This window comes from Pseudarthrobacter sp. H2 (assembly GCF_050157045.1).
Lineage (GTDB): Bacteria > Actinomycetota > Actinomycetes > Actinomycetales > Micrococcaceae > Arthrobacter.
Genome location: NZ_CP189594.1, coordinates 3,090,551 through 3,116,592 on the forward strand (window position 1 = coordinate 3,090,551; position 26,042 = coordinate 3,116,592).

Sequence of the window (26,042 nt, forward strand, 5' to 3'; positions counted from 1 at the left end):
ATGAAATGATCCGGCAGTCGCTGATTGCCCTGGCCTCCCATGTCCGCGACTACGTGCCCGTGCGGGGCTGTACCTGATCCTCAATGAATCGGAGGGCTTCGCGTTCCTCAAGTCCCGCGAGGACCCGGACGGCGCCCTCCCCCGGCCGATTCCCCCGCTGAGTGGCTGCGGGACTACGAGGTCTTCTACTGGGGTGACCTGGACACCCATGGCTTCCGGATCCTGGATCAAATCCGGGCAGTGCATCCGCATGTGGCCAGCGTGCCGATGGATGAGGCCACGCTGTTGGCCCACCTCGATGCCTGGGGCAGCGAGCCTTCGCCGCCCCGGGCTGAGCTGACCAGGCTGACTACTGAGGAATCCGCGCTTTACGCCGCCCGGGCGGTGACGCCCGTGGACCGGCCGTCCGCCTCGAGCAGGAGCTGATCCCCTGGGACAGGGCACTCGGGAGACTCCTGCCGTAGCGCCGAGAGCGGTATTCACTGCTCACACCAATCCGCGGCACCGTGTGCTCCGAATCACATGAGACCAGCGGGATCTCCTCACTGGCCGTTGACCGAGGAGTGCATTGTGAATCGCAAATCTGTAGTGGCCCTTGGGGCCTCAGCCGTCGCCTTGATCGCCGCGACCACACTGGCAGCCGGGCCCGTGCAGGCCCATGATTCGAAATCAGACGAGAAAACCGTCACCCTGAGCGCCAAGCTGCGGCAGCTCAACGGCTCCGGGGCGTCCGGCACCGCCACCGCCGTCGTTAGCAATCAAACGATCAAGCACATCGAGGTGCACGCCAGGGGCCTGACTCCTGACGCACCGCACGCCCAGCACATCCACTTCGGCAAGCAGGCCGAGAACGAGTGCCCGACGCTCAAGCTGGACACCAACAAAGACGGGCGGCTGACCACCCTTGAGGGCGTGCCCGCCTATGGGCCGGTTGTCGTGTCCCTGAATACCACCGGCGACACCACCCCCGCCAGCTTCCTGGACGTCACGCGCTTCCCGGTGTCGAAGGACGGCAAATACAACTACAGCCGCAACAACATTGACTTTACCGATGTTGCGGGAGCAGGGCGCCACGGCGGGCTCGGCACCGCCAAGCAGATCGCAGACGCCATCCGCGACGGTAAGGGCGTTCTGGTCATCCACGGCCAGGATTACGACGGAAACGGCAAGTACAGCTTCAGCAGCCCCCAAGGCGCGAGCGAGCTGAACCCGAACCTCCCGGCAGAGGCGACGGACCCGGCTGTCTGCGGCGTCCTCGAAGAGCACTAAGCCGGCACGCCACTGTGACGGAAACGGCACCTGTGACGGCCTCTGCGACGGAAACGGACGAGGCAGCCATCCATAGCCCGGCCGGGACCGAATAGCAGGTACAAGCTGCTGCAGCCGCGGGCCGTCCGGCCCGGCTGCAGCAGCGGGCAAGGTGCCATGACAGGGTTCCAACGGTTCCCGTCCGCATCTCCGCATACCGAACATTCAAAGGAGACCATCATGACAACATTGCACAACACCCGTACCGCCGGGCGGACCTACGTTCAGAAGGCAACACTGGCCGTCGGTGCCGTGTTCCTCCTGGTCGGCGTCCTCGGCTTCGTCCCGGGCATCACCAGCCAGTACAGCCAGCTCCAGTTCGCCGGGCACGACTCCGGGGCCATGCTGCTGGGCCTGTTCCAGGTCTCGGTGCTGCACAACATCGTGCACCTGCTCTTCGGCGTCGCCGGCCTGGCGCTGGCCCGGACCGCAACAGGCTCCCGCTCCTACCTGCTCTTCGGCGGGGCCATCTACCTTGTCCTCTGGATCTACGGGCTGGTTGTTGACCAGGAATCGGCCGGGAACTTCGTGCCGCTGAACGGCTTCGACAACTGGCTCCACCTGCTGCTGGGCATCGGCATGATCGCCCTGGCACTGATCCTGACCAGGGGCCGGACCAACCGGGCGCGGTAACCCGTTCCGGCGCGGGCCGGCGGCGTGCCTGCCGCCCGCAGCGCGGCATTCGACGGCGGGACCACCGTAGGTGGCTCCCGCCGTCGGCGTGTGCTGCTCGTTTCCGGCGGCCCCTCGACCGCCGTCCGGAACGGGCATATCCTGCAGGCAGTCCACGCTTGATACACGGAACCACCAGCGATACCGGAGCCGACATGCAGATGCCCAAACCGTCCGACACAGACAAGGAGCGTTTCCGGGCCGCCGTGCCGCCCCACCCCGAGATCGTGATCAAGCCGATGTTCGGCAACCTGGGGGCGTTCGTCAACGGCAACATGTTCGCCGGCCTGTTCGGCCCGACCGTCGGCGTCCGGCTGTCCGCGGCTGACCGCACCGAACTCGAGGCGAACGAACCGACGGTGCCCTTCGGGCCCGCGGAACGGCCGATGCGGGATTACGTCGGGTTGCCGGACTCGTGGCAGAACGACGACGACGACGACAGTACCGCGGAGTGGGTGGCGAGGGCGTATTCCTACGTCGCCGGTTTGCCGCCGAAGGCCCCGAAACCCCCGCGGGCCCGGAAATAAGGGCGGGATCTGCCCTGCCGGTTCTCCCACTGGCAGTCTGGCGGCTTGGGCGCTGCCGGGAGTGAGCGCGGCCGCTGATAGTTTTTAAGCCATGACGGCAAGTTACCGGTATGACGTGGAGGTCCTGCATCTGCTCGTGTCCCCGGCGCACGCCTATTTCGGCCGTGCCCGCCAGAGGGCTGCGGAAGTCCCCACGACAGATGCTGACCAAGTCGAGCTGGTGGCGGGCAAGGGCATCGTGGGTGATCGGTTTTCGGCAAAGCCGCCCATATGGACGCCGCCGTCACTTTGATGGCTGTCGAGGCTCTTGAGTCCCTGGCCGCGGAGCTGGGAGCTGGGCCCTTTGACCCGCCGCTCACGAGGCGCAATGTCGTCCTGAGAGGCGCCCACCTGGCTCCCCTCATTGGAGAGGACTTCGCGCTGGAGTCGCGGGGGCGCTGGTTCGGATCAGGGGCGGGCGTACTGCGCATCCTTGTGCGTGGATGGACCGGGTGCTCGCCCCCCGGAGCCCACGCCGCCACGCGCGGGCGGGGTGGGCTCCGCTGCCGGCCGCTCTCCGACGGCTTCCTGCACCGTTGGCCGGCGGTCCTGGTCAGTCCCGTGCCGCTCGAGCCCGGTCATGCAGGCACCGCAGCTCTGCTGCGACCTTCACACTTGCCGTAGCGCCGGCGGGTTCCTCGGCTGAGGTGCGCGCCGATAGACGGTGGTCAGCGGAATCTCGAGCGTTGCGGCGATTTCCTTGGCGGTCAGCCCGCGCTGGTCCGAGGCGACGCCGTCGAGGAGGGCGAAGGCTTTTTGCACCGATGCCATGCCGGTAAATACATCATTGCGTCCCGGCATGTCTGCCATGGCTTTGGTGAAGTGCGCGCTGTTGACGTGGTCGCCGGCGGCGTCATCCTTGAACGCCTCGACGAGGATGAATTCGTTGGGGTCCTCACGCTGCGGGACCAGCCGAACCAGAGGTTGCCCTGGGTTGGCTCGTCCCCACAATTTGGTCATACCCGTCTCCGCCAAGTTGAGCCACGAGAGTTTCGGCGTGGTGCGACATTGCATTGGATGTCCTTGATGGAAGCCGCTCACGTGGCCGATTGCTCCACCGGCAACCCTTCCTCCTTCCACTCCGGGAAGCCCTCCTCGAGCCTGGCGGCCCGGCGCCCCTCGCCCGTGAGCACCCGCACGGCGTCGTCCGCGTACAGGCAGTACGGTCCGCGGCAGTAGGCGACAATTTCGCTCCCCTGGGGAATTTCACGCAGCCGCGACTTCAGGTCCGCGACGGGCAGGGAAAGCGCACCCGGGATATGTCCGGCGTCGTACTCGGGCTGCGGCCGCACGTCCAGCACGACGACGTCGCCCTCCCGCAGCCGCCGGCGCAGCTCGTCGCGCGTGATCATGCCCAGCTGGTCGCGCTCGCCGATGTAGGCACGGACGAGGTCGCCCAGCTCCCCCACGTGCGCTTCGGCTGTCTCCCGGAGTGCCCGCCACAGCCGCTCCACTGCCGGACTGGCAACCGAGTAGTAGACCCGCGTCCCCGAGCGCCGGGAGCAGACCAGGCCGGCGCGCAGCAGACGCTGCAGGTGCTGGGATGTGTTCGCCAGGCTCTGGTGGATCTCGGCGGCCAGCTCGTCAACCGGACGCTCGCCCTGCGCAAGGACATCGATCAGCTCCGCCCTCCTGCCGTTCCCCAATGCCTTGGCGGCTTCCACGAGGGCGTCGAAGAGCGCCTCCTTCTCCTGGTGGTCCCCCATTCACGCCTCCTATTCAAGAGATCTCTTGACAAGACTACCGGTTTGGGATTCTTATTCAAGTATCCACTTGAATAAGAAAGGAAGTGGTGGCCATGTCCACCATCCAAACCCCCCGGGGACAGCAGTCCCGCCTCCGGACAGGAGCCGGTCTCATGACGCTGGCCGGCCTGGCCTTCGTGGGATACGCCGTGATCTTCTTTGTCCTCAACTTCACGGACGCCTTCCTCGAGCTGGGTATCGGCCCCGACCAAGTGGGCAAGGGAAAAGCGGAGATCGAGGCCTTCAGTCCGCAGCTGTACCACTACATCAGTCATCTTCATATCGCGGTCAGCGGCTTCATCGCCGCGACCGGACTGGCCGTCGCGGGCCTGTCCTGGTATGGGGTGCGCCGCGGAGAACGCTGGGCCTTCGCCACGGCCGTCATCGTCCCGGTCGTAGGGCTCGCCGTGGCACTGCCAGCGCACTACCCCTGGGGCCTGGCAACACTCGGGCACCTCGGCCTGATCTACCTCGCCGTCCTCATTTTCCTCGCCGGAGTCGTGACGGCCTACAACGCAATGCGAAGCCCCGCGATGACACACCACTGACATTCCACCCGGCGCCCTGAAAAGCCCAGCCATGGCAGTCCCCGCGACACGGCAACGGGCACTACCGAAGTGATTCGGTCCGGCGTACAGCAGGCACAGGACTGTTGCAGCCAGCGTCCGGCGCTTCGAATACCCCCTTCGCGAAACCCGGCTGCGGCGACGCCCGCGGTGGACGCCTGGTGGTGTTCCCCGGAGGTATTCCGCTGGTGCGGGACGGGAAGATCATGGGGCCATCGGCGTCTCCACCGGGACCACCGAACAGGGCCAGGAAGTGGCGGAGGCCGGCGTCGAGGCGTTCTGAACGCCGAAGACCGCCGGGCGCTTCAGAACGCGCCGGCAGCCCAGGCAACGATCAGGCCTACTTTGGCGCGGTGATTCCCAACCGGGCCATCCGCCGGTAGATCGTGGCCCGGCTGATCCCCATCTCCGCCGCGGCGGCGCCGACGGTGGTGCCCGGTGGTTTCCGTGCGCAGCGCCGCGTCCCGGATCATGCTGAAAAGTTCGTCCACGTTCCCCGGCCAGCCATACGTCGTCAAAGCGTGTTCGGCGGCGGGCGTGAAATCGACTTCGCGCAGGCGGGTTTGCCGTGCGGCGTACCGCGCGAGGGGCATCACATCGGCGCTGCGCTCACGCAGGGCCGGTATCGGCACCACGGTCTCAACCATGGCGGCCAGCGGCTGAGGGTCCTGCCTTCGATGTGAACTATCCCGAGCCGGGTACGCGCGTTCGTTCCGGCCCGTCTTGCAGGTGCGTGGTCCTGATCAGGCAAAGAGGGAAGGCCTGCCGCGGGCCGGGCTGCCAGCGGACACGGGAAATCCCCTCAGAAGAGGGGCTTTCAACGGATAAACCAGTAGTTAAGTCATATTGATCAGCGGTGATGTGCTCCCCGTTCCCGGCGCCGGAGGCCCGTGCCGGACTTTGTACTGCAAGACAGCAATACAGGGATCTGCAGCCTGTCCAGCAACAGGAGGTGGCCGGAGCCGTTGCCTACCTCGTAAGCCCCTCTCCGGGTCCACGACCGGTGCATCCATAGCCGTCGACGGCGGCATGCAGGCGCTGCGCCTCGCCCGGCAGCGCACTGAACCGGCCCGAAACTTCCCGGTCCGCGCAACGGTTCCAGTTAATGCGGCACAGGAAGTGATCGCGCGCGCCGGGTGCCTTCGGTCAGCTTCCGGCACACCAGCCACTGCCCAAGAAATGTGATTCGGGATACACTTTATGACTTATGAGTCAGCACCATCTTGATGCCGCACGGCGGGCCGCCGCAGGGCAGGGGCGTACTGCAGAGCCCGGTTATGAAGTGCGCGGATCGGGGCCAACAAAACTCCTGAAGTTCAGCACCAACGGCATCCCTGCCACCAACAGGGTCCAGCTGTGGGAACACCACAATTCCAAAGCGCTGATCTCGTTGGATATCCGCACCATGGATGAGGCGCCACTGCAGGCCAGCGAGCTGAACATGCATTTTCCGTCGCTGAAATTCGCCCAGGTCAGGGGCAGCGCCCAGGTGGTGGAGCGTAATGAGCGGTTTATCCGCCAGAACCCCACAGACGTAATCGCAATCTTCTTCGCATTGGAGGGGGAAGCATTCTTCTACTACGGGGACGGGCATGAATCGCTCAAGCCCGGACAGGCTGTCATCTACGACGCCGATCGGCCGTTTATGCGCGGCTTCTGCAAAGGGTTGCACGAACTGGTGCTGACGATCCCGCGTGATGACTACCTGGCCCTTTCCGGCGGAAAGCCGCTGCTCAAGCCGCAGGTCTTCGACTTCCTCCAGGGCAAGCCGGCGAATCGGCACATGCTGGCCTTGGCCAAGCTGGTTCGCGGCACCCTCTCCGGGAAGCCCCAGCCCGGCGGGGCAGCGGACCCGGGACGCGCCGAAGACACTGCCATGGAGCTGATCGGCCTTTTAGCGAGAGGAGAGGGCAACGGCACTGACCCCGGATACCTTGCCACGGCGCGCTGCTATATCGAGGACCGTTTGGGCGATCCCCAGCTCAGCACTGCCGAGGTCGCCGCGGCAGTCGGCATCAGCGAACGCCACCTGACCCGGATCTTCGCTGAAGCGGGCGAGCCGCCCAGCCTCTACATTCTGGGCCGGCGGCTGGAGCTGGCAAAAAACATCCTCGCCGATCCAACCCAGAGAACGACGCCGGTGGGACGGATCGCCGCCGCGGCCGGCTTCGCGTCGCAAAGTTATTTTACACGCGCCTTCAAAACCCGTTTTGGCGCCGTTCCCCTGCAGATCCGCAAGAACTCGGTTCTCGGAGCCACGCTTTAACCCCCGCGCCACCGGGCCCTCCTGGCTGCCTTTACCGCCCCGTTTTTGCACCCATCGGACCTGTCTTGCCACTTTCCGGCCAAGCAGCCATCAACCACCTACACGACCCCCTGTGAGTTGGAACACTCTTGTGTAACGGCAATGACGCCGAAGACACACGAGGGGAAAGACGTGACGACAAAAACTCATGCGACGGCGGCGGCATCAGGTGCCAACGCCACCGAACGTTTCCGGGAAAACAAGCACATCGCCGCCGGCACAAGCCAGGAACGGGTCGGCACCCTGGCGGGCAGGGTCATCAAGGCGATCAACGAGACAGTCCTTGAGGAAAAAGTTACCTACGACGAATACAACGCCTTGAAGGCCTGGCTCATCAGGGTCGGCGAGGACGGCGAATGGCCGCTCTTCCTGGACGTCTGGGTGGAACACTCGGTGGAAGAGGTGGCCAACGCCAACCGGCACGGCTCCAAGGGAACCATCGAGGGCCCCTACTACATCCCGGATGCGCCCTCGCAGAACAGCCCGGCCACGCTTCCTATGCGCGAGGACGAGCCCGGCACGCCGCTGCTCTTCCAGGGCCAGGTCCGCAACACCGCCGGCGAACCGCTTCCCGGGGCACTGATCGAACTGTGGCACGCCGATGGTCTGGGCTTCTACTCCCAGTTCGCCCCGGGGCTGCCCGAATGGAACCTCCGCGGCTCCATCACCGCCGGCGACCAGGGCAAATTCCAGATCAACACCATCCAGCCCGCGCCGTACCAGATCCCCACCGACGGTGCCTGCGGGGCCCTCATCGCCGCAGCGGGCTGGCATGCCTGGCGGCCGGCCCACCTTCACTTGAAGGTCTCGGCTCCCGGCCACCAGTTGATCACCACCCAGCTCTACTTTGAAGGCGACGAACACGTGGCCGATGACATCGCCTCGGCCGTAAAGCCGGAGCTTGTCCTAGCCCCCACGGAGCGCTCCGGCGGCAAGGGCCGGGAGGTCACCTACGACTTCATCCTGGATCCCGAGGAGTGAGGAAAATGACCCAGGAAGCAGTCGCCGCCCCCGTCGACACCCGTGAACTGCGCCACGCATTCGGCACATTCTCTACCGGCATCACGGTAGTGACGTGCAGGTCCGAGGACGGCGTGCCGCATGGAGCCACTGTCAACGCGTTCACCGCCGTGTCCCTGGATCCGCCGCTCGCCCAGGTCACGCTGACCCGCACCTCACGTGCCGCCCGGTACCTGGAGGGAGCCCCGTTCGCCATCAATATCCTTTCGCTCGAACAGATGGACGTTGCCCTGCACTTCGCCGGCAAGGTCATGACAGAGGAGCCCGAATGGACTCTCGACGGCAACGTTCCGGTGTTGACGAAGAACGCGGCCACCCTGGAATGCCGGCCCTGGAACATCTACGACGGCGGCGACCACATCATCGTGGTGGGCGAAGTGACCGCCATGGAGGTCACCAGGCGCGAACCGCTGCTGTTCTTTGGGGGCAAGTTTCGGGAGATCGGACGCTTCGTCGAGGGTGCGCCCTGGGACCACTCGGGAGATGCACCGGAATCCGGCTGGTTCGCCGGCGCGAAAAGCTTCAAGCCCCTACACCCCGCTTAAACCGTTTCAAGAAAAACCAGCTCGTACTTACCTTCCCTGAAAGGGACGACCATGACTGAAATAATTGACCAGACCGCTAACGCTGCTTCTTCGTCGTCGGTTCCGTCGATGGATGAGAGGACGACCCCCGCGAACCCGTTGATGCCGATGACGGGGGATGAGTACATCAAATCCCTCCAGGACGACCGGGAGGTGTGGATCTACGGTGAGCGGGTCAAGGACGTCACCACGCATCCGGCGTTCCGGAACTCGATCCGCATGGCCGCCCGGCTTTATGACGCGATGCACAAGCCCGAACTGCAGGACAAGCTGATGGTGCCGACCGACACGGGCTCCGGCGGCAAGACCATGTCTTTCTTCCGCACCCCGCACAGTGTCGAGGACCTGAAGCAGGACCGGACCGCGATCGAGACGTGGGCGCGGATGAGTTATGGCTGGCTGGGCCGTTCCCCGGACTACAAGGCGGCGTTCCTGGGCACCCTGGGCGGCATGCCGGACTTTTACGAGCCGTTCCAGGAGAACGCGAAGCGCTGGTACAAGGAGTCCCAGGAGAAGGTCCTGTACTGGAACCATGCCATCATCAACCCGCCGGTGGACCGGCACCTGCCCCCGGACCAGGTCGGGGACGTGTTCATGAAGGTCGAGAAGGAAACCGGCTCCGGGCTGATCGTCTCCGGCGCGAAGGTCGTCGCGACCGGCTCGGCCATCACCAACTACAACTTCATCGCCCATTACGGGCTGCCGATCAAGCGCAAGGAATTCGCGCTGATCTGCACCGTGCCGATGGACGCGCCCGGCGTGAAGCTGATCAGCCGGGCCTCCTACGCCCACCAGGCCGCGGTGATGGGCACGCCGTTCGACTACCCGCTCTCGTCCCGGATGGACGAAAACGACTCCGTGTTCGTCTTCGACAAGGTCCTGATCCCGTGGGAGAACGTCTTCGCCTACGGGGACGTGGAGAAGATCAACAACTTCTTCCCGCAGACCGGCTTCATCAACCGCTTCACCTTCCAGGGCGTGATCCGGCTGGCCACCAAGCTGGACTTCATCGCCGGGCTGCTGATGAAGGCCCTGGAGGTCGCCGGGACCCAGGACTTCCGCGGCGTCCAGACCCGGGTGGGGGAGGTCCTGGGCTGGCGGAACATGTTCTACGCCCTGATCGACGGGATGACCCTGAACCCGGATGCGGGACCGAACGGCACCGTGCTGCCCAAGCTGGACTACGGCCTGTCCTACCGGATGTTCATGTCCATCGGCTACCCGCGGATCAAGGAAATCATCGAACAGGACGTCGCCTCCGGGCTGATCTACCTGAACTCCTCCGCGCTGGACTTCAAGACCCCGGAGATCCGGCCGTACCTGGACAAGTACGTCCGCGGCTCCGACGGCGTCGAGGCCGTGGACCGGGTGAAGCTGATGAAGCTGCTCTGGGATGCGATCGGCACCGAGTTCGGCGGCCGGCACGAACTCTACGAACGGAACTACTCCGGCAACCACGAGAACGTCAAGGCCGAGATCCTCTTCGCCGCCCAGGCCCAGGGCACCACCGACTCCATGAAGGGCTTCGCGGACCAGTGCCTGGCCGAATACGACCTGGACGGCTGGACCGTCCCGGACCTGATCAGCAACGACGACGTCAGCATCTTCCTCAAACGCAACTAATCCCGTTGACGAATGGGCGGTGCTGCCGGTCCGCCCAGGGAGCACCGCCCATCCGTCAAGTAACCCGTTAAAGCAGCACTCCAGCCACACCCCAGGGGAACAGATCCAAGAACGGAGGACCGATGTCCGCACACGCTACGTCCGCTCTGCCCTCGCCATCCGCCCCGCCGGCGTTGCCGGGCACCCGGGAGCATGAGGCGCCGGTCCTCGTCCACACGGCATGGGCCGGGTGGCATTATGAAACATCCTCCGATGAAGCGGGCGCCAGCACCTGAGCTGCCCCCAGCACGACGCCGGAACCCCATCCCTAACCCCGGAGAACAGACAATGAGCCTGAATTTTGATCATGTGACCCTGGGCCAGCGGGTGCTGTTCGGCATCGGAGCGGCCGCGGAAAACCTCGCCGCGGAAGTTAGCCGACTGGGCGTGTCCCGGGTGATGGTGATCGCCTCGGACTCCGAAACCGGGATGGCCGGGGCGTTGCCGCCGGCATCGAGGTTGCGCTCTGGCACCACGACGTCGTGATGCACTCACCGCCATCCCGGCCTCCAACCCCCGCCCGGTCACTTCGCCACGACCAGGGCTCTCATCGAAGAGATCGACGCCCGTGCCCGGCCCGACGTGGTCATCGGGATCACGTCTGGCTTGGAAGGACTCCAGGGCTTGTGAACAGTGCGACGGCGGCATTGGCTCCGGGCGTTACCGACGGCCGTGGCACGCGGAGGAGCGGGTCCCGCGACAATGCGGCGACACCTACTCCTGGACCACGCTCGCGCTGCCTTGCGGGGCCGGTTGATGTGCCTTGTGATTTGTGGCGGGCATCGCGATAACGGCGACGACGGTGAGCACGGCGCCGATCATGACGGCCAGGAAAACGGCTGCGGATGCCGAGACGATTGCTGCCGGATCCGTGTGACCCTGCGGGGTGGCGACGTAGACGGCGTTCGCTATCGCCCCGAAAACGGCGACGCCGATGGCGCTGCCGATCGACCGGGCAAAAAGGTTGGTGCCGGTGACCACGCCGCGCTCATTCCATTCGACACTCGCCTGGGCGGCGATGAGGCTGGGGGTCACGACGAGCCCGAGCCCGACGATGAAGCAACTTACTGCGGCCACCAGGATGCTGGGTGCGGAGGCGGTCAGGGCAAGGACTGCGGTGCCGATGACCGTGACCGTGATGCCGATCAGTGCGGTCTTCCGGAACCCGATCCGAAGATAGAACCGGCCCGCCAGGGACGCGCAGATCGGCCAGCCGATCGTCAGGGCCGCCAGGGCGAGGCCGGCCAGGATCGGGGAGGTAGAGAGGGATCCCTCGAGGAAGGTGGGAACGTAGGAGGTCAGGCCAAGCATGACTGCCCCGACGCCGAACGAAATCATCGTCGTCGTCGCCAGCAGGCGCCGGGACACCACCCAGGGCGGCAGGACTGGCTCCGCCGCCCTCCTTTCGACGAGGAGGAAGATGGCGAACAGGGCAGCTCCGCCGGCAAACACCCCGATACTGACGGGCGAGTCCCAGCTCCAGGCCTGGCCGCCCTCGAGGGCGCCGAGGATGATTAGGGTGAGCGAGATCGTGAGAAGCCCCGCTCCCAGGTAGTCGACGCGGTGCTTTGCGCGCTCGACATTCTCGCGGAACGTCCGGAACAGCACCCACCCGGCAAGGAGGCAAAGCGGGATGTTCAGTTCAACCGGGGAGAATTAGGCAATGACGCCGAGCGTACCCGTTCCAGCCGCCGTGACAGCCCTGCTTACGGCGGAAGCCACGCCGCAGTTCTCCTTCCCTGGCGGTCAAAGCCTTGGCAGGAACACATGCAAGACCTGCCCGAGGTTGGTTAATGCCCCTCGACGCATGCCAGAGCCGGTCGATCGGCATTCGACACATGACATTGTTCTGTGCGAAATAGATGACTGCCGCACCTTGGCTGCTTTCATCGGAGCGATGGTATAGGGGTATGGCACTACAGGCTATGGTTCGGTGGGGACTCGATGAGTCCCCACCGAAAGCGAAGCCTCTCGGGGCTCCGGTCTTACCGTCCGTTGCCGAGCAGTTGGCAGCTGGCGTTGATTCGTCCGCGCAAATGGACCGATCCGCGCGATGTCAAGCTGAGTGGAGTCACTTGGGTTAGCTTGTGACGGTTTCGTCGGGGAGATGATTGATCCCGACGACGCCGGCTGGTGCGGGTGTTTTCGGTCGTGCACGGAATCGATGCGGGTGCTTCTGGTGGTAGTCCTGCAGGGCGAGGTCGCGGATGCGGTGGGCCTCCCGCCAGGAGCCGTCGTGGACTTCCTGGGGCGAGAACAGGGCGATGCCGGAGTGTTTATGGCTCGTGTTATACCAGGGAACGTATTCGCCCAGGTGGTCGCGGGCAGCCTCAATGCTGTCGAATGTGCCGGGGTAATTGGGTCGGTATTTCATCGTGCGGAACTCGGACTCTGAGTACGGGTTGTCGTTGGAGACGTAGGGCCGGTTGTGGGTTTTGGTGACGTTGTGTTCTGCGAGGAGGTCGGCCTGAGCGCATGGCGGGGCCAGAGTCGGCGTGCACGAACTGTGGGGCGCCGTCTTGGCGGAACGCGGTCTGAAACATGTCCACGGCGAGGTGGTCGCTTTCGCGCTCCTCGACCCGCCAGCCGGCGATCTTGCGGGACCAGATCTCGATGATCGAGTACGCCTTGAACGCTTTCCCCCGCCACGGACAACGCAGATCGGTGATGTCCCAACTCCAGACCTGCCCGGGCCCGGTCGCTATCAGCACCGGCTTCTCCCGGGGCGTTCTGGACCCCCGCCCCGTGGGCACGATGGGGCGGGCGCTCTGGTCCTCAATATCGGCAGCGATACGCCACCATGACCGGCGCCCGGCGAGCATCATACCCTCGTCCCAGACGGACGCGAACGTGTGATCGACCGCGTGCCCGTTGGCCCATCCCGCCGTGATCTTCTCCGCGATCGCGGTCCGATCGGCCGTGGAGATGCGAGACGGGTAAGCACGATCCTTTTGCAGGACCGGCTCGGACACCCGGGCGCGGGGCTTGTGCCGGTACTGCCACGTGGATCGTGCGACGCCGGCGATAGCCAACGCGCGGCGTTGCGAGCCTGTCATGCGCGTTAGCTCCGCGACGAGCTCGTTCTCCAGCGTCAGGAATTGGACGAATCGGGGGTCACCGGGTTGTCTGCGGGCTCTTCCTCGCTCATCGCGTGCAAGAGCCCGATAGCTTTTCCCAGCGCGGTGTTGGTCTCCTCCAACTCGCGCACACGCCCGCTCAGCTTTGCGACCTCAGCCGCGTGCGCTTCGCGCTCAGCAGCACGCAATTTCGCCAGCGCTGTGCGCTTATCCGGTGGAATAGTCATCTGACTACCATCTCGCGGAATCAACCCACGGTCGAGGTCACCCTCGAACACCGCGCTCCGCCAACGCCGCAGCCTGTGATAACCGACCTCGCGCTCCGCCAGCCAGACACCTTTCTGCCCCTGCGGCACGCTCTGATAATCATGAACGAACTCGCGGATCTCCGCCGCCGTGAACCCTGGACTAATGGACATTTCCCTGCCTCCTACTGATCGTGAACTGACTCACAACCAGCTTGACGTAGAGGGATCGAAGCTTTTTCGACTCATGAGTAACAAGAACAGAACCAATTAGCTAGGTTCCGCGTTTTTCACGAACTGGCTGTGCTTCGCCTCGTCTGTGCAAACACCAGAACATGCAGAAGCAGCCCCCATCTTGGGCAAACAGGTCACCGACTGGTTCTGTTCACATACCAGCCTCTCCCTGGACGCTGGGCGAACTTCTTCCCACGAACGGCATGTCAGATTCCAAACGAGTGGGACGTCAATGTGGCGGAACAGCGGTTCTGAATATTCGCTAAGGTCACCACCTGTGGTTCGGGCGAGCACCGTTGCACGGCAGCCCGATTGGCGTGGGTGAGCACCACCGCTGGGAAGGGTGTGCACCACCTCACTAGGCCCCTTCCAGCATGTGACGGCCATATGGTGGAAGGAGTATCGGTCATGGTACAGAAGCTCCAAGCGAAGCTGGTGTTACAGCTGCGTAATCAGGGCTTGTCTTGACGAGCGATCGAGTCCACCCAGGGGGTATCCCGGCACAGCACCCACGCGGTACTCGATGCTGCGGAGCTGCTCGGTCTCGGCTGGGACGAGGTCGCGGAAATGTCGGAGGCCGAGTTACATGCGGCGTTGTTTCCCGGCCGCGGCGTCCGCGAGTCCATGTTCGCACAGCCGGACTGGCCTCGGGAGCACACCGACGTTGATGCTCCTCCATCAGGCGTATGTCGATGCGTCTTCGATGGCGCAGGCGACGAGGAGTTATGACCGGTTCTGCCGCCTTTTATGGCGAGCACGCCGCTGTCTCAGGGGCGACCTCGCGTGTCAGCCACAACGCCGGCAGCAGCATCGAGGTCGACTAGTCCGGATCCACGATGCAGCTTTTGGATCCGAGCACGGGTGAGATGTCAAAGTGTATTTGTTTGTCGCGTGCCTGCCGGCCAGCCGGCATGCGCTCGTATAAGCGACCCCGGATATGCGGCACGAGTCGTAGTATCGCGCCCACACATCAATGTTCAGTTTCTTGGGCGGCAGCGTCGCGCCTGGTGCCGGACAAATCGAAGACCGGGGTGATCTCCCACCCGCGCGAGGGCGAGGTCGTATTGAACGATGCTTACCGGGAGATCGTGGAGTTGCGTCTCGGTGGACATCGCCCTCTCTGTGGTTCGGTGTGCATCGGCTCGCGGCCGCGTATCCAGGGTCGGTGGGGCGCGCCATAATCGGCCAGTTCCTGCTTGCATATATGGTTCGAGGGGACTTAACGCGGCGATCTGTTGGGGCCGTTCCACACCGCTTAATTCTCAGGGCGTTTCGACGTCGAACGAAACTGGAGACTGAATCGTCATGAACTTTTTCAAAGCACGGGTTCTGCTTTGGCCTCTCCTGCTCATTACCGTGCTGGTTGTCGCGGGAACGGGCGCCGCTTTCGCATTCGGCGGACTCAACGCTCTCGCTCTCAGTTCGCTGTTCACCAGTAGCTCGAACGAACGCGATTCGCAGGTGGTTCAGGCCGTCACGCGCGTGCAAGAGGTCGCCTTGCTCAGCCTTCACATCGAGGGTGTCGCGAGGCACGAAAGCAATGGAGAGATTTTCGGCGTCGCCGTACCCGCGAGCGAGAAAACGACGCTGATCCAATACAAGTTCGACGCAAAATTAGGCATCGATGGGTCACAGGTGAAGATCGAACCCAGCGGCCCAAAGTCGTTTCGGGTGACCATCCCTCAATTCATCCGCATCGGCTTCGACGATCCCGCGTTCGAGGACCCCCTCGAGAGCAGCAACGCGCTTAGCTGGCTGACACCGCCAGCCGTTCAAACTCGCATGATCAACAACATTCTCAGTGACGAGAACAAGCAGAAGTACATCACCCAAAACGAAGCAGCGCTGAAGGAGCAGGCCAAGGTGTTCTACTCCGGAATCATCGCAAGCATCGATCCCGAAATCACCATCGGCTTTGAGTTCGCAGGGTAGATGTCCCCAGCGCCCCGTCCCCGCCGCATGAACCCGAGGGTGACGATGGCTGCTATGTCCGGAGAGGTGACTACTAAGCCGGAGGAACCCGGTGAGCCGGCTGGATGGGGAACCCACTGCCCTCGCCACCGCGTAATCCGTGACCGGGAGCGCCAGTGGTGCTGGACCACACGACCACTGGTGCTGAACCGCACGATTGGGCGGTGCTCAAAGCCTCCAATACTCAGCCGGGGGCTCCTGTGAGCACGAAGGCCTCCTTCGCGATCCTGGACGGAGTGCCGGGGCTTCAGTAGCGACGCTAGTACCTTCGACGGGAGCTCGGACGACGGCTGCCCAGCCACATCCTGCAACTTCACACTGACAACTACCGTAACCCGGGCCAACTGCCCGACGGTGCCGTGCTCATCGTTGGCACCGGCCAGTCCGGCGGCCAGATCGCTGAGGAACTCCTCGCCGTGTCAGGTCCTTTTCGGCCAAGCCTGCTAGATCGACATGAGCATTGACTGTGCCAGCCGCGACAAACAAAGTCCGCCTTCCGGCGATAGTGTCGGGCATACCTTCATCGTCGTCTCCGGTGTCGACTACCAGTTCAAAGGTGCCGATCGCGCTATGGAGCTGGCTCACATCCTTGATCGATTTAAGAAGCAGAGTCTGAGTCCGATCGCCCTGTCTCGCCGGGAACGGACTTTACCCAAACACGTTCGCTATGCCAAGGACGGCCAGCGCCACTACCACCACGGACGCAACACGCTTGAACAGTTTTGGTACCGACATCGGACCCCTTTTTGCCTTGAAACGGCTTGGGTTCCGTTCCCATCGGTTTGCCCGTCCGGCGAGTGCGGGTGGGCTGATTCAGCCTCAGTGTAGCTCCTGCGCTCGACTTGGCTGGCCTGGGCATGCCGGGCTCGCCGCGCCGTCAGTGTCGACGGATATCTGCCGCACCAAATTGCCCCAATCAACCAGGAGTAGGCGGATGAATTGGCGGCCAGGGGTTTCGGTTTGCGCCGAATGGTTGTCAAGAAAGCTCCTCGGTAAGAATCGACCCGTATGTCCCCATGCCCATGCGCGACGACAACGAATAGCGTTGACTTTCCGGACAGGGACTCCGGTCTGCGGTCAGAGGTTACTATTGGTGTCGCTACCACCGCCTATGGTGGAAGGCGGTTTGGGGAGGGGACAAGACGTGACCACTGATAACAAGGCACTCGTGCCAGTATGGACACTCGCTACGGAGGCAGTGACCATGTCGAACGTGCTAGGCGATGAGGGCATGACACCGGCCCGACTCGCTGAGCTGAGAACAGTCCTAGCTACACTTGCGGATTCCCCCATTGTCACGCTGGAAGCGCATCCGATGTCGACCAAGAGCAATCGGAACGGCGGGATTGTGCTTCATGCAGCCAGTCCGCTCGCAAAGCAGTTATCGCAGCTTGTGACTGAGACAGCGAAGTCAGCGCCTCCGACGCTGAACGTCGCCGCTACCGGTGACGTGCTCTACCGAATGGTGGTACCGGCAAAGGTCGCCGCACAGGTCGGTAAAGGACTCGTGAATCCCATGGCTTCGAAGGCAGTTGCAGGAGGTGTTTACAGCGCGCTGCGCGACTCCACCGGCGTCGTGGCTAACGCCACGTTTGTGCCCGTTGCTGGCAAGGCCGCTGTTGCAGGTGCTGCAACCGGCTCGGCCGCAACCGCTGGTGTGGCAGTCGCGAGCGCCGGGGCATTGACAGTGGCCGCGCCACTTGTGCTGATGGCCGTCGCGGTCAGCGCCAGCGCCTACGCCGATCACCAACGCCAGAAAGCGATCGAGCGAATCACCGACCTCCTGGAGCAGTTGCACGACGACAACCTTGAGAGCGAACGCAACGAGCTAGATGCTTGTCCTGAAGCGATCGACAAGGCGACGTCGATCCTCCTCGACCAGGGCCGCATCGGCCTATCGCTAGGACTGGATTCCTCATCGCACGCGATCAGCACGGCGATCGCAGCAACCCGGAGGCGGCTCAAAAAGTGGCAAGCTGCCCTGGACACCCTGCCCGACGGCCCGGTCGAAGTCGATGCATTGACGAAATCATTCCCCGGTTTCAACGAGGAAGGCGGCGCGTTCCGCGCACACCTAGAGATTGCACGACTCGCCATTGCACTCAAACGCCGAGTGCTCGTGCTTCAAGCTGTTGAACACGCTCAACAGGACACAAACAATCCATTCAAGAGCTTCATCGGAACATTGCACGACGACGAACGTGTCATAGACCAGTTGGAATCGGGCATCAACTCAGTTCTACTTCGCCTGTCAAATCTCGAGTTGAAGCGTAACGGCGGTTTTCGGATCCCCGCGTTCACGCCGGGCGAGGTCGACCACATACTCAAATCCGCTTACCGTCTTCGCGCCTTGGGCGATGGCCTCAACGTGGGAATCCACCAAGCTGACGTTGCAATCGAGATCGAACGAAGCAGCGACGGATCGCTCGTAGTGTTCCCTGCATTCGCTGCCTAACCGGACTCCGCGCACACACCTGCGGCTGCGTCGGTCGTAGCCTGGCCCACCGGAACTGGCGCTGCGGGATCAATGTCAAGGCGCTTAGACATTGATGCCAGAGCAGCCGGATCTCCCAGCGTCTTCGCGCTGATGCTGCCGTGCGCCACGACTTTAGATTGACGCATGACGGTTACCTCCTCGGTCATGCCGATGGTAGTTCGCTTTACGTGATAAATTTCGGCTGAGTGAGCCCTGAACTAGCAGAGGTTCTATTGTTTGCCGGGGGGCCTGTGAAAATCATCGACAACGTCAACGACCTGCTCGGTGACGATCTCAAGGCCGAGGTCACGCCCGGATCCAAGGTGCGCATCGCCGCATCGACGTTCTCGATTTTTGCATTTGAGGCTCTTCGTAAGGAATTGGAGCAGGTCGATGGGGTGGAGTTCATCTTCACTTCGCCATCGTTCCTTACAACTCAGGTCACCGGAAGACTCCATAAAGAGCAGCGCGAGTTCTTTATCCCAGCGGACGGCCGAGCCGAATCCAACCTGTACGGCTCCGAGTTCGAGGTTCGGCTCAGGAACAAGCTCACTCAGCGCGCGATCGCGAAGGAATGCGCCGATTGGGTGCGCCGCAAGGTAACTTTCCGATCAAACGCGACTGGAAGCCCAATGCAACAGTTCGCTGTCGTGGACGAAAGAGCCGCTTACATGCCGCTGCAGGGCTTCACAACCGCAGACCTCGGCTACGAACGCGGCAACGCGGTCTCCAATATGGTGCACCGCATAGACGAGGCGCCAATGACCTCGCAGTACCTCCGCCTTTTCGACCAGATCTGGCACAACCCCGATCAGCTCAACGATGTCACCGAAACGGTGCACGACCACATTGCAAGCGTGTACTCCGAAAACTCCCCTGCTCGGATCTACTTCTTGGTCCTCTACAACCTGTTTGCCGAGTTTCTCGACGACCTCAGCGAGGACGTGTTGCCGAACGACCGTACCGGCTACCAGGACACGAAGGTCTGGCAGAGCCTGTACAACTTCCAACGCGACGCAGCGACTGGGATTATCAACAAGCTGGAGACCTACAACGGCTGCATTCTGGCCGACAGCGTCGGTCTCGGCAAGACGTTTACCGCTCTGGCGGTGATCAAGTACTACGAGCTGCGTAACAAGTCCGTGTTGGTGCTGTGCCCGAAGAAGCTCGCCGAGAACTGGACAAACTACAACGCCAACCTTACGACGAACATCTTCGCCTCCGACCGGTTCAACTACGACGTTCTCGCCCACACCGACCTGTCCCGCACCCGCGGGGAGTCCTTGGGATTGCGACTGGACCGGATCAACTGGGGCAACTACGATCTGGTCGTCATCGACGAGTCCCACAACTTCCGCAACGCTGACTACGCCGAAGAGAAGGAGTCCCGCTACCAGCGGCTCATGCGGCGGGTCATTCGCGAGGGTGTGAAGACCAAGGTACTAATGCTCTCGGCGACCCCGGTGAACAACCGGTTCAACGACCTCAAGAACCAGCTCCAGCTCGCCTACGAAGGCGAGTCGGAGAACCTGGCCCAGCATCTGAATATCTCGACGACGGTCGAGAAGGTCTTCAGCGACGCCCAGCGTGTCTTCAATGAGTGGTCCAAGCTTGACCTGGAGGACCGAACGACCGACCGCATCCTTCAGATGCTCGACTTCGACTTCTTCGAGCTCCTCGATTCGGTGACGATCGCCCGGTCACGCAAGCACATCCAGGCGTTCTACGACACCACAGAGATTGGTGCCTTCCCTGAACGGCTGACACCGAAGTCGATCCGTGAACCACTGAGCGAACTGGCGGACGTGCCGAGCTTCAACGATATCTTCGAGCAGCTCCAGGCTCTAACCCTCGCTGTCTACACTCCGCTGGCGTATGTGTTCCCGAGCAGGATCAGCAAGTACGAGGCCCTCTACAACGTCACCGCAGGCAGCGCCCGTTCCAACCTCGGCCAGCAGGGGCGGGAGCTGGGCCTGAAGAAGCTCATGACCGTGAACCTCCTCAAGCGACTGGAGAGTTCGGTTGAGGCGTTCCGGCTGACGCTCGCGAAGATCGAGGATTCCGTAAACAGAACCCTGCGGCGCCTCGACTCCCACGCAGGGCCATTGACAGAGCTCAGCGCCGATCTGTCGGGTGTCGACTTCGACATGGATGACGAGGACGACGCGAATATTGAGGCGCTCTCGTTCGGCGAGAAGATCAAGATCGACCTCGGTGACCTCGACATCGAATCCTGGCAACGGGACCTGTGGAACGACCGCGAGACCCTGCGCGAGCTGCTCGACGAGATGCGCAAAGTCATCCCGGCCCACGACCTAAAGCTGCAGAGGCTCAGGCGGCTCATCACCGACAAGGTGACACATCCCATCAACCCGGGCAATCGCAAAGTGCTGGTATTCTCAGCCTTTGCCGATACCGCCAACTATCTCTACCGCGAACTCGCCCCCACCCTTCATAAGGCTGGGTTGGAGAGCGCCGTTATCACGGGCGGAAGCCACGGCTCGAAGACTACCTTGGGTACCGGGTTCGACTTCCAGCAGGTGATGGCCCTTTTTTCTCCGCGCTCGAAGCAGCGTCACCTGACCATGCCGAAGGAAACCCGGGAGCTAGCCCCAATGCCGTTCACTTAGAGTAGTTGTGTTAATCTTTCGGCATGGCGCGTAGCGGATGGGTGACTCCCGAGGGTCCTGAGCGGTTGAGTGACCACGTCTCGCTCGGTGTTTTGACGCGGGTTTTCTCGCCGGATGTCGTTGATGCGGTGATTGGGCGGACCGGGGCCCGTGAGCAGCGGAACCGGTTGCTGCCGTCGCGGTTGATGGTCTATTACGTGATGGCGCTGGCCTTGTTTTCGGCCGGTTCGTATGAGGAAGTGATGCGGTCCCTGCTGGCCGGCATGGAATGGATCACGGGCCGGTTCCGGGACTGGCAGATGCCGACGAAGGCCGCGATCTTCAAGGCCCGGACCCGCCTCGGTTCCGCCGTGATGGCCGAACTGTTCGCCGAGACCGCGAAGCCTCTGGCACTCCCGGGCGGTCCGGGATTCCACGGCTCCTGGCGGCTGGTGTCCGTGGACGGGACCTGCCTGGATCTGGCGGACACGGAGGCCAACGAGCGCGCGTATGGCAGGCCGGGCACGGCCACGGATCTGAAAAGCGCCTACCCGCAGGCGCGGGTGCTCGGCCTGGTCGAATGCGCCACGCACGCGGTGATCGGGGCCGTGGTCTCCGGCTTTTCCACGTCCGAGCACGACCTCTATCCGGGCCTGCTCCACCGGCTGGAGGCGGACATGCTGGCCATGGCCGACCGCGGGTTCTTCTCCTACACGGCCTGGAAGGACAGCTCCGGAACCGGTGCGCAACTGCTGTGGCGGGTCAAGGCCAACGCCGTGCTGCCCGTGCTCGAGGACCTGGCCGACGGCTCCTACCTCTCCGCCGTCTACGCGAACCCGAAGGCACGGCGGAACAACACGGACCCCATCCGGGTGCGCGTGATCGAATACACCGTCAGCACCGGCGACACGAGCAGCGAATTCCGGCTGATCACCACGATCCTTGACCCGCACGCCGCCTCCGCGGAGGACCTTGCCGAAGCCTACGCCAAACGCTGGGAAATCGAGTCCTGCTTCGATGAACTCAAAACCCACCAGCGCGGCCCCGGGACCGTGCTGCGCTCCAAAACCCCCGACGGGGTCCTGCAGGAAATCTACGGATACCTCTGCGTGCACTACGCCATCCGGTCCCTCATCGGCGACGTCGCCCACCACTTCGAGGAAGACCCCCTGAGGTTCTCTTTCACCCGCACCCTCCGGGCAGTACGGCGTTCCCTCGCCGCGCGCCCGGCTTTTTCCCCCTGAGCGTCTGGCGGAGGCCTTCACGGTCTTCTGCCGCGAAATCCTGCATGAACTGCTGCCCCCGCGCCGGCCAAGAACCAACCCCCGCGTCATCAAAAGGAAAATGTCGAACTGGCCACTCAAGCGAATACCAAAAAAGCCTAAGTAAACAGTATTGGAGCTAGACCTGCTCATCGGCACGGACGTGATCAGCGAGGGCCAGAACCTTCAGGACTGCGATTACCTGATCAACTACGATATCCATTGGAACCCGGTCCGGATTATTCAGCGCTTCGGGCGTATCGACCGCATCGGCTCCATCAACGCGCAGATTCAGCTGGTGAACTTCTGGCCCGACATCTCCCTTGACGAGTACATCAACCTCAAAGAGCGCGTCGAGAACCGCATGGTCATCGCCGACCTCGCGGGCACAGCGAACGACAATGTCCTCACCCTCGAAGACTCCGACGCCGTGTTCCGCAAAGAACAACTCCGCAAGCTCCAGGACGAGGTCATCGAGTTGGAGGACGTTCGCACAGGTGTCTCCATCACCGACCTGGGCCTCAACGACTTCAGGATGGACCTACTCGGCTACATCAAGGAGTACGGCGACATTGCCACAGCCCCCAAAGGCCTCCACGCCGTAATCCCCGCTGACCCCGCCAACGGGCTCATGCCCGGGGTGATTTTCGTGTTGCGGAACGTGAATAGCGACGAGAACATCAACCGTGGCAACCGGCTCCACCCGCACTACCTCGTCTACCTAGACGACGACGGGAACGTCATCGCCGACCACACCGAGGCCAAGCCCCTGCTCGACCTCATCCGCGGAGGATGTCGCCCATACGACGAACCCGTCAGCGACGTGGTGCATGCTTTCAATGCAGCCACGCTCGAGGGCGCCGAGATGGGCAAGTACTCAGCACTGCTCACGGATGCGATCCACTCGATGATCGACGTTACCGAGGAACGCGACATCGATAGCCTCTTCACCGGAGGCCACACAACGGCCCTGACCCAGGGCATCGCGGGTCTGGACGATTTCGAACTGATCGCTTTCATCGCCGTGGTCGACCCTGCCCAGGGGGTGCCAGTCAATGACTGACCTGCTGTACCGGTGGCCTGTTGCGGCCAAGTTCGGCAGCCGCGTGCCCAAGGAGAAGTTCTACGAGCTAGGCACCGTCACCAGCGCCGTCAAGGAGAGGTTTGTCTCAGAGGTCCAGCGCATCACCTGGGCCTATAAGCTCGCAGAAGCCACGATCAATCTCCCCGGTAACCCGGCTGTGCCCGAGGTGCAGGTCTTCCAGATCGACGCCAAGAAAGACGACGTCTACGAACCAGCGCTGACTGCGATCGACAAAGCGATCCCGTTCCCGATCATCTTCGAGATCACCCGCGGCGACGGCGCGCAACGGTCCGTCCGTATGGTCGCAGCACACAAGCATCTCGGCGTAGGCGCACCAAAGCTCAGCGCGTACTATTCGACCGGATGGCAGCCCGCCGACACGGAGCGGCAGCCCCTCCCGACCGCAATCACCTTGCCCGCCCTCTACACCGCAATCCTGGACCCGCTAACCTCGGTGTCGAGCCGGGCGGGCGAGGAAGTGTCGGCGCTCGCCGTTAGACTACAGGCCGTGCAAAAGCTCGAACGCGAGATAGCCGCCCTGGAGCGCAAGCTCCGCACCGAGCCGCAGCTCAACCGCAAGTTCGAGCTGCGCCGCACCATCAAGATTAGGCAATCAAAGCTAGAGCAACAGAGGTAAGTAAGTGGAGAAACTGCGCATGACGTCGCCCGACCTGACCGAAGCCAACATCGACAAGCTCGCTGAGCTTTTTCCCGGCGTTATCACCGAGACGCTGGACGTCAACGGCGCCTCCAAGAAGGCCATTGACTTCGACCTCCTGCGTCAGGAACTCTCCGACCATGTTGTCGAAGGCCCTCAAGAGCGCTACCAACTTGACTGGCCCGGCAAACGCGCCTCCGCTTTCGCAGCCAACGCCCCCATAGCCAAGACCCTGCGGCCGGTGCGCGACGAGTCTGTGGACTTCGACACCACTCGTAACCTCTTCATCGAAGGCGATAATCTTGAAGCGCTCAAGCTCCTTCAAGAGTCCTACGTCGGTAAGGTCAAGCTCATTTACATCGACCCGCCCTACAACACGGGCAAGGACTTTATTTACACGGACGACTTCGCGGAGACAACCGAGGACTATCTACGGCGGTCTGGCCAGATAAACGAGGGCGGCCTGAAGCTCGTGTCTAATCCTGAGTCCAACGGTCGTTTTCACTCAGACTGGCTCAGCATGATCTATCCCCGGCTCAAATTAGCCAGGAATTTGCTGGCCGCGGACGGTGTAATCCTCGTCTCCATTGATGATGGTGAGGCGGCCAATATGCGACGACTTCTCGATGAGGTCTTTGGGGAGCAGAACTTCATCGACACCATCGCTGTAGAGATGTCTACTACCTCCGGGCCAAAAACGGTCAATGCCCAGCAGGGGACCATTGTGAAGAACGTCGAATTCGTTCACGTTTATCGGAGGTCAGCCGAGTTCGATCAGAAGCCGCACACCCCGCTGTTCGACGGCGTCGATTCGTATGACACCCACTACTCAGTTTGGTTGAATGAAGACGGAACTCTAGGGACACTCGCCGAAAAGTTGCTGGCAGATCAGGTAGTTGGCTCCGAGATCCGCCGATACGAACTGTTAGAACGAGGCAGGTTCAGCGTCAATGGCATGGACAAACTACTCTCCGTGTCCGAAGCAGCCAGATCGTTTATTATCGCCAATCTAGAAAGAATCGCGCGTATTGACCGAGCCCCCGTGTCCGCGCAAGGGCGGTCGACACATGTCGGTCGTTGGGAGCCCTTCGAGGTGGACCACCGAACGTACCTCCTCACGACCCTCGCAAACGGCACCCTGCAGTCTCTAATGCCGCTTTCCCTGAACTACCGAACGTCCGATGACTACAAACCCCGGTTTGGGAGAACGGTCATCAGGGGGGACTTGTGGAAGGGATTCCATCAAGACATGGGAAACGTCGCAAAGGAAGGCGGTACGGCATTTGCGAACGGTAAAAAGCCGGTCCGGCTTATCAAGCAACTGATCCGCTGGGCAAACAACACGCACGACGGATTCGTCATGGACTTCTTCGCCGGGTCTGGGACCACTGCTCATGCTGTCTTGAACGCCAACGCAGAAGACGGCGGCAACCGTCGGTTCATTATGGTGCAATTGGACGAGTCGCCAGAACCCGCGTCGGAAGCAGCAAAGGCGGGGTATAAGTCGATTGCGGCCATCACTCGTGACCGCATTCGCCGAGCGGGGGCGTCAATCGCGAAGGAAGCCGGTTTTTCCGGCGAGGCTCTTGATGTAGGTTTCCGCACCTTCCGAGTCGACACCACCAACATGGTAAACGTCCTTCGGACGCCAGATGAAACAGAGCCAGAGGCTCTTATGGAACTGGTAGAAAGCGTGAAGCCAGGGCGCTCGGGGGTGGACTTGCTATTCCAGGTGATCCTCGACTGGGGCCTTGAACTGACGATGCCGATCACCGTCGAAAAAGTCGAGGGGTATGAGGTCTTCGTTGTCGATGACGGCGCGCTGGTCGCCTGCTTCGACGCGGAGATCAGTTCTGAGCTCGTGCGCGCCCTCGCCAAGCGGGAGCCAATTCGGGCTGTCTTCCGTGATTCGGGCTTTGTGTCAGACGACGACCGCATCAACGCCGAGCAGATCTTCCGCGAAGTGTCCCCGGCGACGGACGTAAAGGCGATTTGATC

General features: G+C 62.6%; 23 protein-coding genes and 5 pseudogenes. 19 read left to right on the forward strand and 9 right to left on the reverse strand.

Annotated elements, in window-relative coordinates; translation table 11 throughout:
* Positions 1-198: 198 nt before the first annotated feature.
* The 5 genes and pseudogenes from ACQCSZ_RS14480 to ACQCSZ_RS14500 all read left to right on the forward strand — a co-directional run bounded on the left by ACQCSZ_RS14480 (position 199) and on the right by ACQCSZ_RS14500 (position 3,170).
* Positions 199-426 (forward strand): Wadjet anti-phage system protein JetD domain-containing protein, encoded by a 228-nt coding sequence (locus ACQCSZ_RS14480; RefSeq protein WP_427008351.1) that lies wholly within the window; start codon positions 199-201, stop codon positions 424-426.
* A gap of 144 nt (positions 427-570) precedes the next feature.
* Positions 571-1,269: a hypothetical protein gene (locus ACQCSZ_RS14485; protein ID WP_427004446.1), complete on the forward strand. Its 699-nt coding sequence runs from the start codon at positions 571-573 to the stop codon at positions 1,267-1,269.
* A gap of 219 nt (positions 1,270-1,488) precedes the next feature.
* Positions 1,489-1,941 (forward strand): DUF4383 domain-containing protein, encoded by a 453-nt coding sequence (locus tag ACQCSZ_RS14490; RefSeq protein ID WP_427004447.1) that lies wholly within the window; start codon positions 1,489-1,491, stop codon positions 1,939-1,941.
* Positions 1,942-2,135: 194 nt separating this feature from the next.
* Complete coding sequence (locus tag ACQCSZ_RS14495) at positions 2,136-2,507, forward strand: TfoX/Sxy family protein (RefSeq protein ID WP_427008352.1); 372 nt, start codon at positions 2,136-2,138, stop codon at positions 2,505-2,507.
* Between the two features lie 91 nt (positions 2,508-2,598).
* Positions 2,599-3,170 (forward strand): annotated as a pseudogene (locus tag ACQCSZ_RS14500) (MOSC domain-containing protein).
* On the opposite strand, the gene ACQCSZ_RS14505 reads toward ACQCSZ_RS14500, so the two are convergent.
* The 3 genes and pseudogenes from ACQCSZ_RS14505 to ACQCSZ_RS14515 form a co-directional block, all read right to left on the reverse strand.
* Entirely contained in the window at positions 3,156-3,356 is a 201-nt protein-coding gene (locus ACQCSZ_RS14505) for a helix-turn-helix domain-containing protein (protein ID WP_427008353.1), read from the reverse strand. The pseudogene ACQCSZ_RS14500 and the gene ACQCSZ_RS14505 overlap by 15 nt on opposite strands.
* Positions 3,342-3,478, reverse strand: a pseudogene (locus ACQCSZ_RS14510) (putative quinol monooxygenase); the annotation flags it as partial. The gene ACQCSZ_RS14505 and the pseudogene ACQCSZ_RS14510, both read right to left, overlap by 15 nt.
* Positions 3,479-3,583: 105 nt before the next feature.
* Positions 3,584-4,252: an ArsR/SmtB family transcription factor gene (locus tag ACQCSZ_RS14515; RefSeq protein ID WP_427004448.1), complete on the reverse strand. Its 669-nt coding sequence runs from the start codon at positions 4,250-4,252 to the stop codon at positions 3,584-3,586.
* A gap of 92 nt (positions 4,253-4,344) precedes the next feature.
* Between ACQCSZ_RS14515 and ACQCSZ_RS14520 the strand changes: the two genes are divergently transcribed.
* Positions 4,345-4,839 (forward strand): hypothetical protein, encoded by a 495-nt coding sequence (locus tag ACQCSZ_RS14520; protein WP_427004449.1) that lies wholly within the window; start codon positions 4,345-4,347, stop codon positions 4,837-4,839.
* 323 nt (positions 4,840-5,162) lie between these two features.
* On the opposite strand, the gene ACQCSZ_RS14525 is transcribed toward ACQCSZ_RS14520, so the two are convergent.
* The gene (locus ACQCSZ_RS14525) at positions 5,163-5,504 is read right to left on the reverse strand and encodes a hypothetical protein (protein WP_427004450.1); all 342 of its coding nucleotides are present in this window, start codon (positions 5,502-5,504) and stop codon (positions 5,163-5,165) included.
* A gap of 560 nt (positions 5,505-6,064) precedes the next feature.
* Between ACQCSZ_RS14525 and ACQCSZ_RS14530 the strand changes: the two genes are divergently transcribed.
* The 5 genes from ACQCSZ_RS14530 to ACQCSZ_RS14550 all read left to right on the forward strand — a co-directional run bounded on the left by ACQCSZ_RS14530 (position 6,065) and on the right by ACQCSZ_RS14550 (position 10,914).
* The gene (locus ACQCSZ_RS14530; protein ID WP_427004451.1) at positions 6,065-7,123 is read left to right on the forward strand and encodes an AraC family transcriptional regulator; all 1,059 of its coding nucleotides are present in this window, start codon (positions 6,065-6,067) and stop codon (positions 7,121-7,123) included.
* 171 nt (positions 7,124-7,294) lie between these two features.
* Positions 7,295-8,143 carry a catechol 1,2-dioxygenase gene (gene catA, locus ACQCSZ_RS14535; protein ID WP_427004452.1) on the forward strand — a complete coding sequence of 283 codons (849 nt, stop codon included), beginning with the start codon at positions 7,295-7,297 and terminating at the stop codon, positions 8,141-8,143.
* Between the two features lie 5 nt (positions 8,144-8,148).
* The gene (locus ACQCSZ_RS14540; protein WP_427004453.1) at positions 8,149-8,727 is read left to right on the forward strand and encodes a flavin reductase family protein; all 579 of its coding nucleotides are present in this window, start codon (positions 8,149-8,151) and stop codon (positions 8,725-8,727) included.
* 51 nt (positions 8,728-8,778) lie between these two features.
* Positions 8,779-10,389: a 4-hydroxyphenylacetate 3-hydroxylase family protein gene (locus ACQCSZ_RS14545; RefSeq protein WP_427004454.1), complete on the forward strand. Its 1,611-nt coding sequence runs from the start codon at positions 8,779-8,781 to the stop codon at positions 10,387-10,389.
* Positions 10,390-10,716: 327 nt separating this feature from the next.
* On the forward strand, positions 10,717-10,914 hold the full coding sequence (locus ACQCSZ_RS14550) for a hypothetical protein (protein ID WP_427004455.1): 198 nt from the start codon (positions 10,717-10,719) through the stop codon (positions 10,912-10,914).
* Positions 10,915-11,142: 228 nt separating this feature from the next.
* On the opposite strand, the pseudogene ACQCSZ_RS14555 reads toward ACQCSZ_RS14550, so the two are convergent.
* The 4 genes and pseudogenes from ACQCSZ_RS14555 to ACQCSZ_RS14570 all read right to left on the reverse strand — a co-directional run.
* Positions 11,143-12,069: pseudogene (locus tag ACQCSZ_RS14555) on the reverse strand (MFS transporter); the annotation flags it as partial.
* Between the two features lie 439 nt (positions 12,070-12,508).
* Positions 12,509-12,916, reverse strand: a complete 408-nt coding sequence (locus ACQCSZ_RS14560; RefSeq protein WP_427008354.1) for an integrase core domain-containing protein — start codon at positions 12,914-12,916, stop codon at positions 12,509-12,511.
* Positions 12,906-13,484: pseudogene (locus ACQCSZ_RS14565) on the reverse strand (DDE-type integrase/transposase/recombinase); the annotation flags it as partial. The pseudogene ACQCSZ_RS14565 and the gene ACQCSZ_RS14560, both read right to left, overlap by 11 nt.
* Positions 13,485-13,519: 35 nt before the next feature.
* Positions 13,520-13,924: a hypothetical protein gene (locus ACQCSZ_RS14570; RefSeq protein WP_427004456.1), complete on the reverse strand. Its 405-nt coding sequence runs from the start codon at positions 13,922-13,924 to the stop codon at positions 13,520-13,522.
* Positions 13,925-15,289: 1,365 nt separating this feature from the next.
* Between ACQCSZ_RS14570 and ACQCSZ_RS14575 the strand changes: the two genes are divergently transcribed.
* Entirely contained in the window at positions 15,290-15,916 is a 627-nt protein-coding gene (locus ACQCSZ_RS14575; protein WP_427004457.1) for a hypothetical protein, read from the forward strand.
* A gap of 329 nt (positions 15,917-16,245) precedes the next feature.
* A pseudogene (locus ACQCSZ_RS14580) lies at positions 16,246-16,371 on the forward strand (FAD-dependent oxidoreductase); the annotation flags it as partial.
* On the opposite strand, the gene ACQCSZ_RS14585 reads toward ACQCSZ_RS14580, so the two are convergent.
* A complete protein-coding gene (locus ACQCSZ_RS14585) occupies positions 16,319-16,540 on the reverse strand; it encodes a DUF4230 domain-containing protein (RefSeq protein WP_427004458.1) in 222 nt (73 codons plus the stop codon). The pseudogene ACQCSZ_RS14580 and the gene ACQCSZ_RS14585 overlap by 53 nt on opposite strands.
* A gap of 559 nt (positions 16,541-17,099) precedes the next feature.
* Between ACQCSZ_RS14585 and ACQCSZ_RS14590 the strand changes: the two genes are divergently transcribed.
* From ACQCSZ_RS14590 to ACQCSZ_RS14615, 6 genes are all read left to right on the forward strand, one after another.
* Positions 17,100-18,410, forward strand: coding sequence for a hypothetical protein (locus ACQCSZ_RS14590; RefSeq protein ID WP_427004459.1), 1,311 nt, complete (start codon positions 17,100-17,102; stop codon positions 18,408-18,410).
* 272 nt (positions 18,411-18,682) lie between these two features.
* Positions 18,683-21,061, forward strand: a complete 2,379-nt coding sequence (locus ACQCSZ_RS14595; RefSeq protein ID WP_427004460.1) for an SNF2-related protein — start codon at positions 18,683-18,685, stop codon at positions 21,059-21,061.
* 23 nt (positions 21,062-21,084) lie between these two features.
* A complete protein-coding gene (locus ACQCSZ_RS14600; RefSeq protein ID WP_427004461.1) occupies positions 21,085-22,284 on the forward strand; it encodes an IS4 family transposase in 1,200 nt (399 codons plus the stop codon).
* Between the two features lie 151 nt (positions 22,285-22,435).
* Positions 22,436-23,365 carry a C-terminal helicase domain-containing protein gene (locus tag ACQCSZ_RS14605; protein ID WP_427004462.1) on the forward strand — a complete coding sequence of 310 codons (930 nt, stop codon included), beginning with the start codon at positions 22,436-22,438 and terminating at the stop codon, positions 23,363-23,365.
* Complete coding sequence (locus ACQCSZ_RS14610; RefSeq protein ID WP_427004463.1) at positions 23,358-24,023, forward strand: DUF4391 domain-containing protein; 666 nt, start codon at positions 23,358-23,360, stop codon at positions 24,021-24,023. Before ACQCSZ_RS14605 ends, ACQCSZ_RS14610 begins: the two co-directional genes overlap by 8 nt.
* 4 nt (positions 24,024-24,027) lie before the next feature.
* Positions 24,028-26,040: a site-specific DNA-methyltransferase gene (locus ACQCSZ_RS14615; protein WP_427004464.1), complete on the forward strand. Its 2,013-nt coding sequence runs from the start codon at positions 24,028-24,030 to the stop codon at positions 26,038-26,040.
* Positions 26,041-26,042: the final 2 nt, after the last annotated feature.

Coding starts and splice junctions, on each gene's coding strand:
- ACQCSZ_RS14525 (WP_427004450.1), bottom strand. CDS start 5,504: ATGGTTGAGACCGTGGTGCCGATACCGGCCCTGCGTGAGCGCAGCGCC.
- ACQCSZ_RS14550 (WP_427004455.1), top strand. CDS start 10,717: ATGAGCCTGAATTTTGATCATGTGACCCTGGGCCAGCGGGTGCTGTTC.
- ACQCSZ_RS14610 (WP_427004463.1), top strand. CDS start 23,358: ATGACTGACCTGCTGTACCGGTGGCCTGTTGCGGCCAAGTTCGGCAGC.
- ACQCSZ_RS14600 (WP_427004461.1), top strand. CDS start 21,085: ATGGCGCGTAGCGGATGGGTGACTCCCGAGGGTCCTGAGCGGTTGAGT.
- ACQCSZ_RS14490 (WP_427004447.1), top strand. CDS start 1,489: ATGACAACATTGCACAACACCCGTACCGCCGGGCGGACCTACGTTCAG.
- ACQCSZ_RS14575 (WP_427004457.1), top strand. CDS start 15,290: ATGAACTTTTTCAAAGCACGGGTTCTGCTTTGGCCTCTCCTGCTCATT.
- ACQCSZ_RS14530 (WP_427004451.1), top strand. CDS start 6,065: ATGAGTCAGCACCATCTTGATGCCGCACGGCGGGCCGCCGCAGGGCAG.
- ACQCSZ_RS14570 (WP_427004456.1), bottom strand. CDS start 13,924: ATGTCCATTAGTCCAGGGTTCACGGCGGCGGAGATCCGCGAGTTCGTT.
- ACQCSZ_RS14545 (WP_427004454.1), top strand. CDS start 8,779: ATGACTGAAATAATTGACCAGACCGCTAACGCTGCTTCTTCGTCGTCG.
- ACQCSZ_RS14495 (WP_427008352.1), top strand. CDS start 2,136: ATGCAGATGCCCAAACCGTCCGACACAGACAAGGAGCGTTTCCGGGCC.
- ACQCSZ_RS14515 (WP_427004448.1), bottom strand. CDS start 4,252: ATGGGGGACCACCAGGAGAAGGAGGCGCTCTTCGACGCCCTCGTGGAA.
- ACQCSZ_RS14540 (WP_427004453.1), top strand. CDS start 8,149: ATGACCCAGGAAGCAGTCGCCGCCCCCGTCGACACCCGTGAACTGCGC.
- ACQCSZ_RS14520 (WP_427004449.1), top strand. CDS start 4,345: ATGTCCACCATCCAAACCCCCCGGGGACAGCAGTCCCGCCTCCGGACA.
- ACQCSZ_RS14505 (WP_427008353.1), bottom strand. CDS start 3,356: ATGGCAGACATGCCGGGACGCAATGATGTATTTACCGGCATGGCATCG.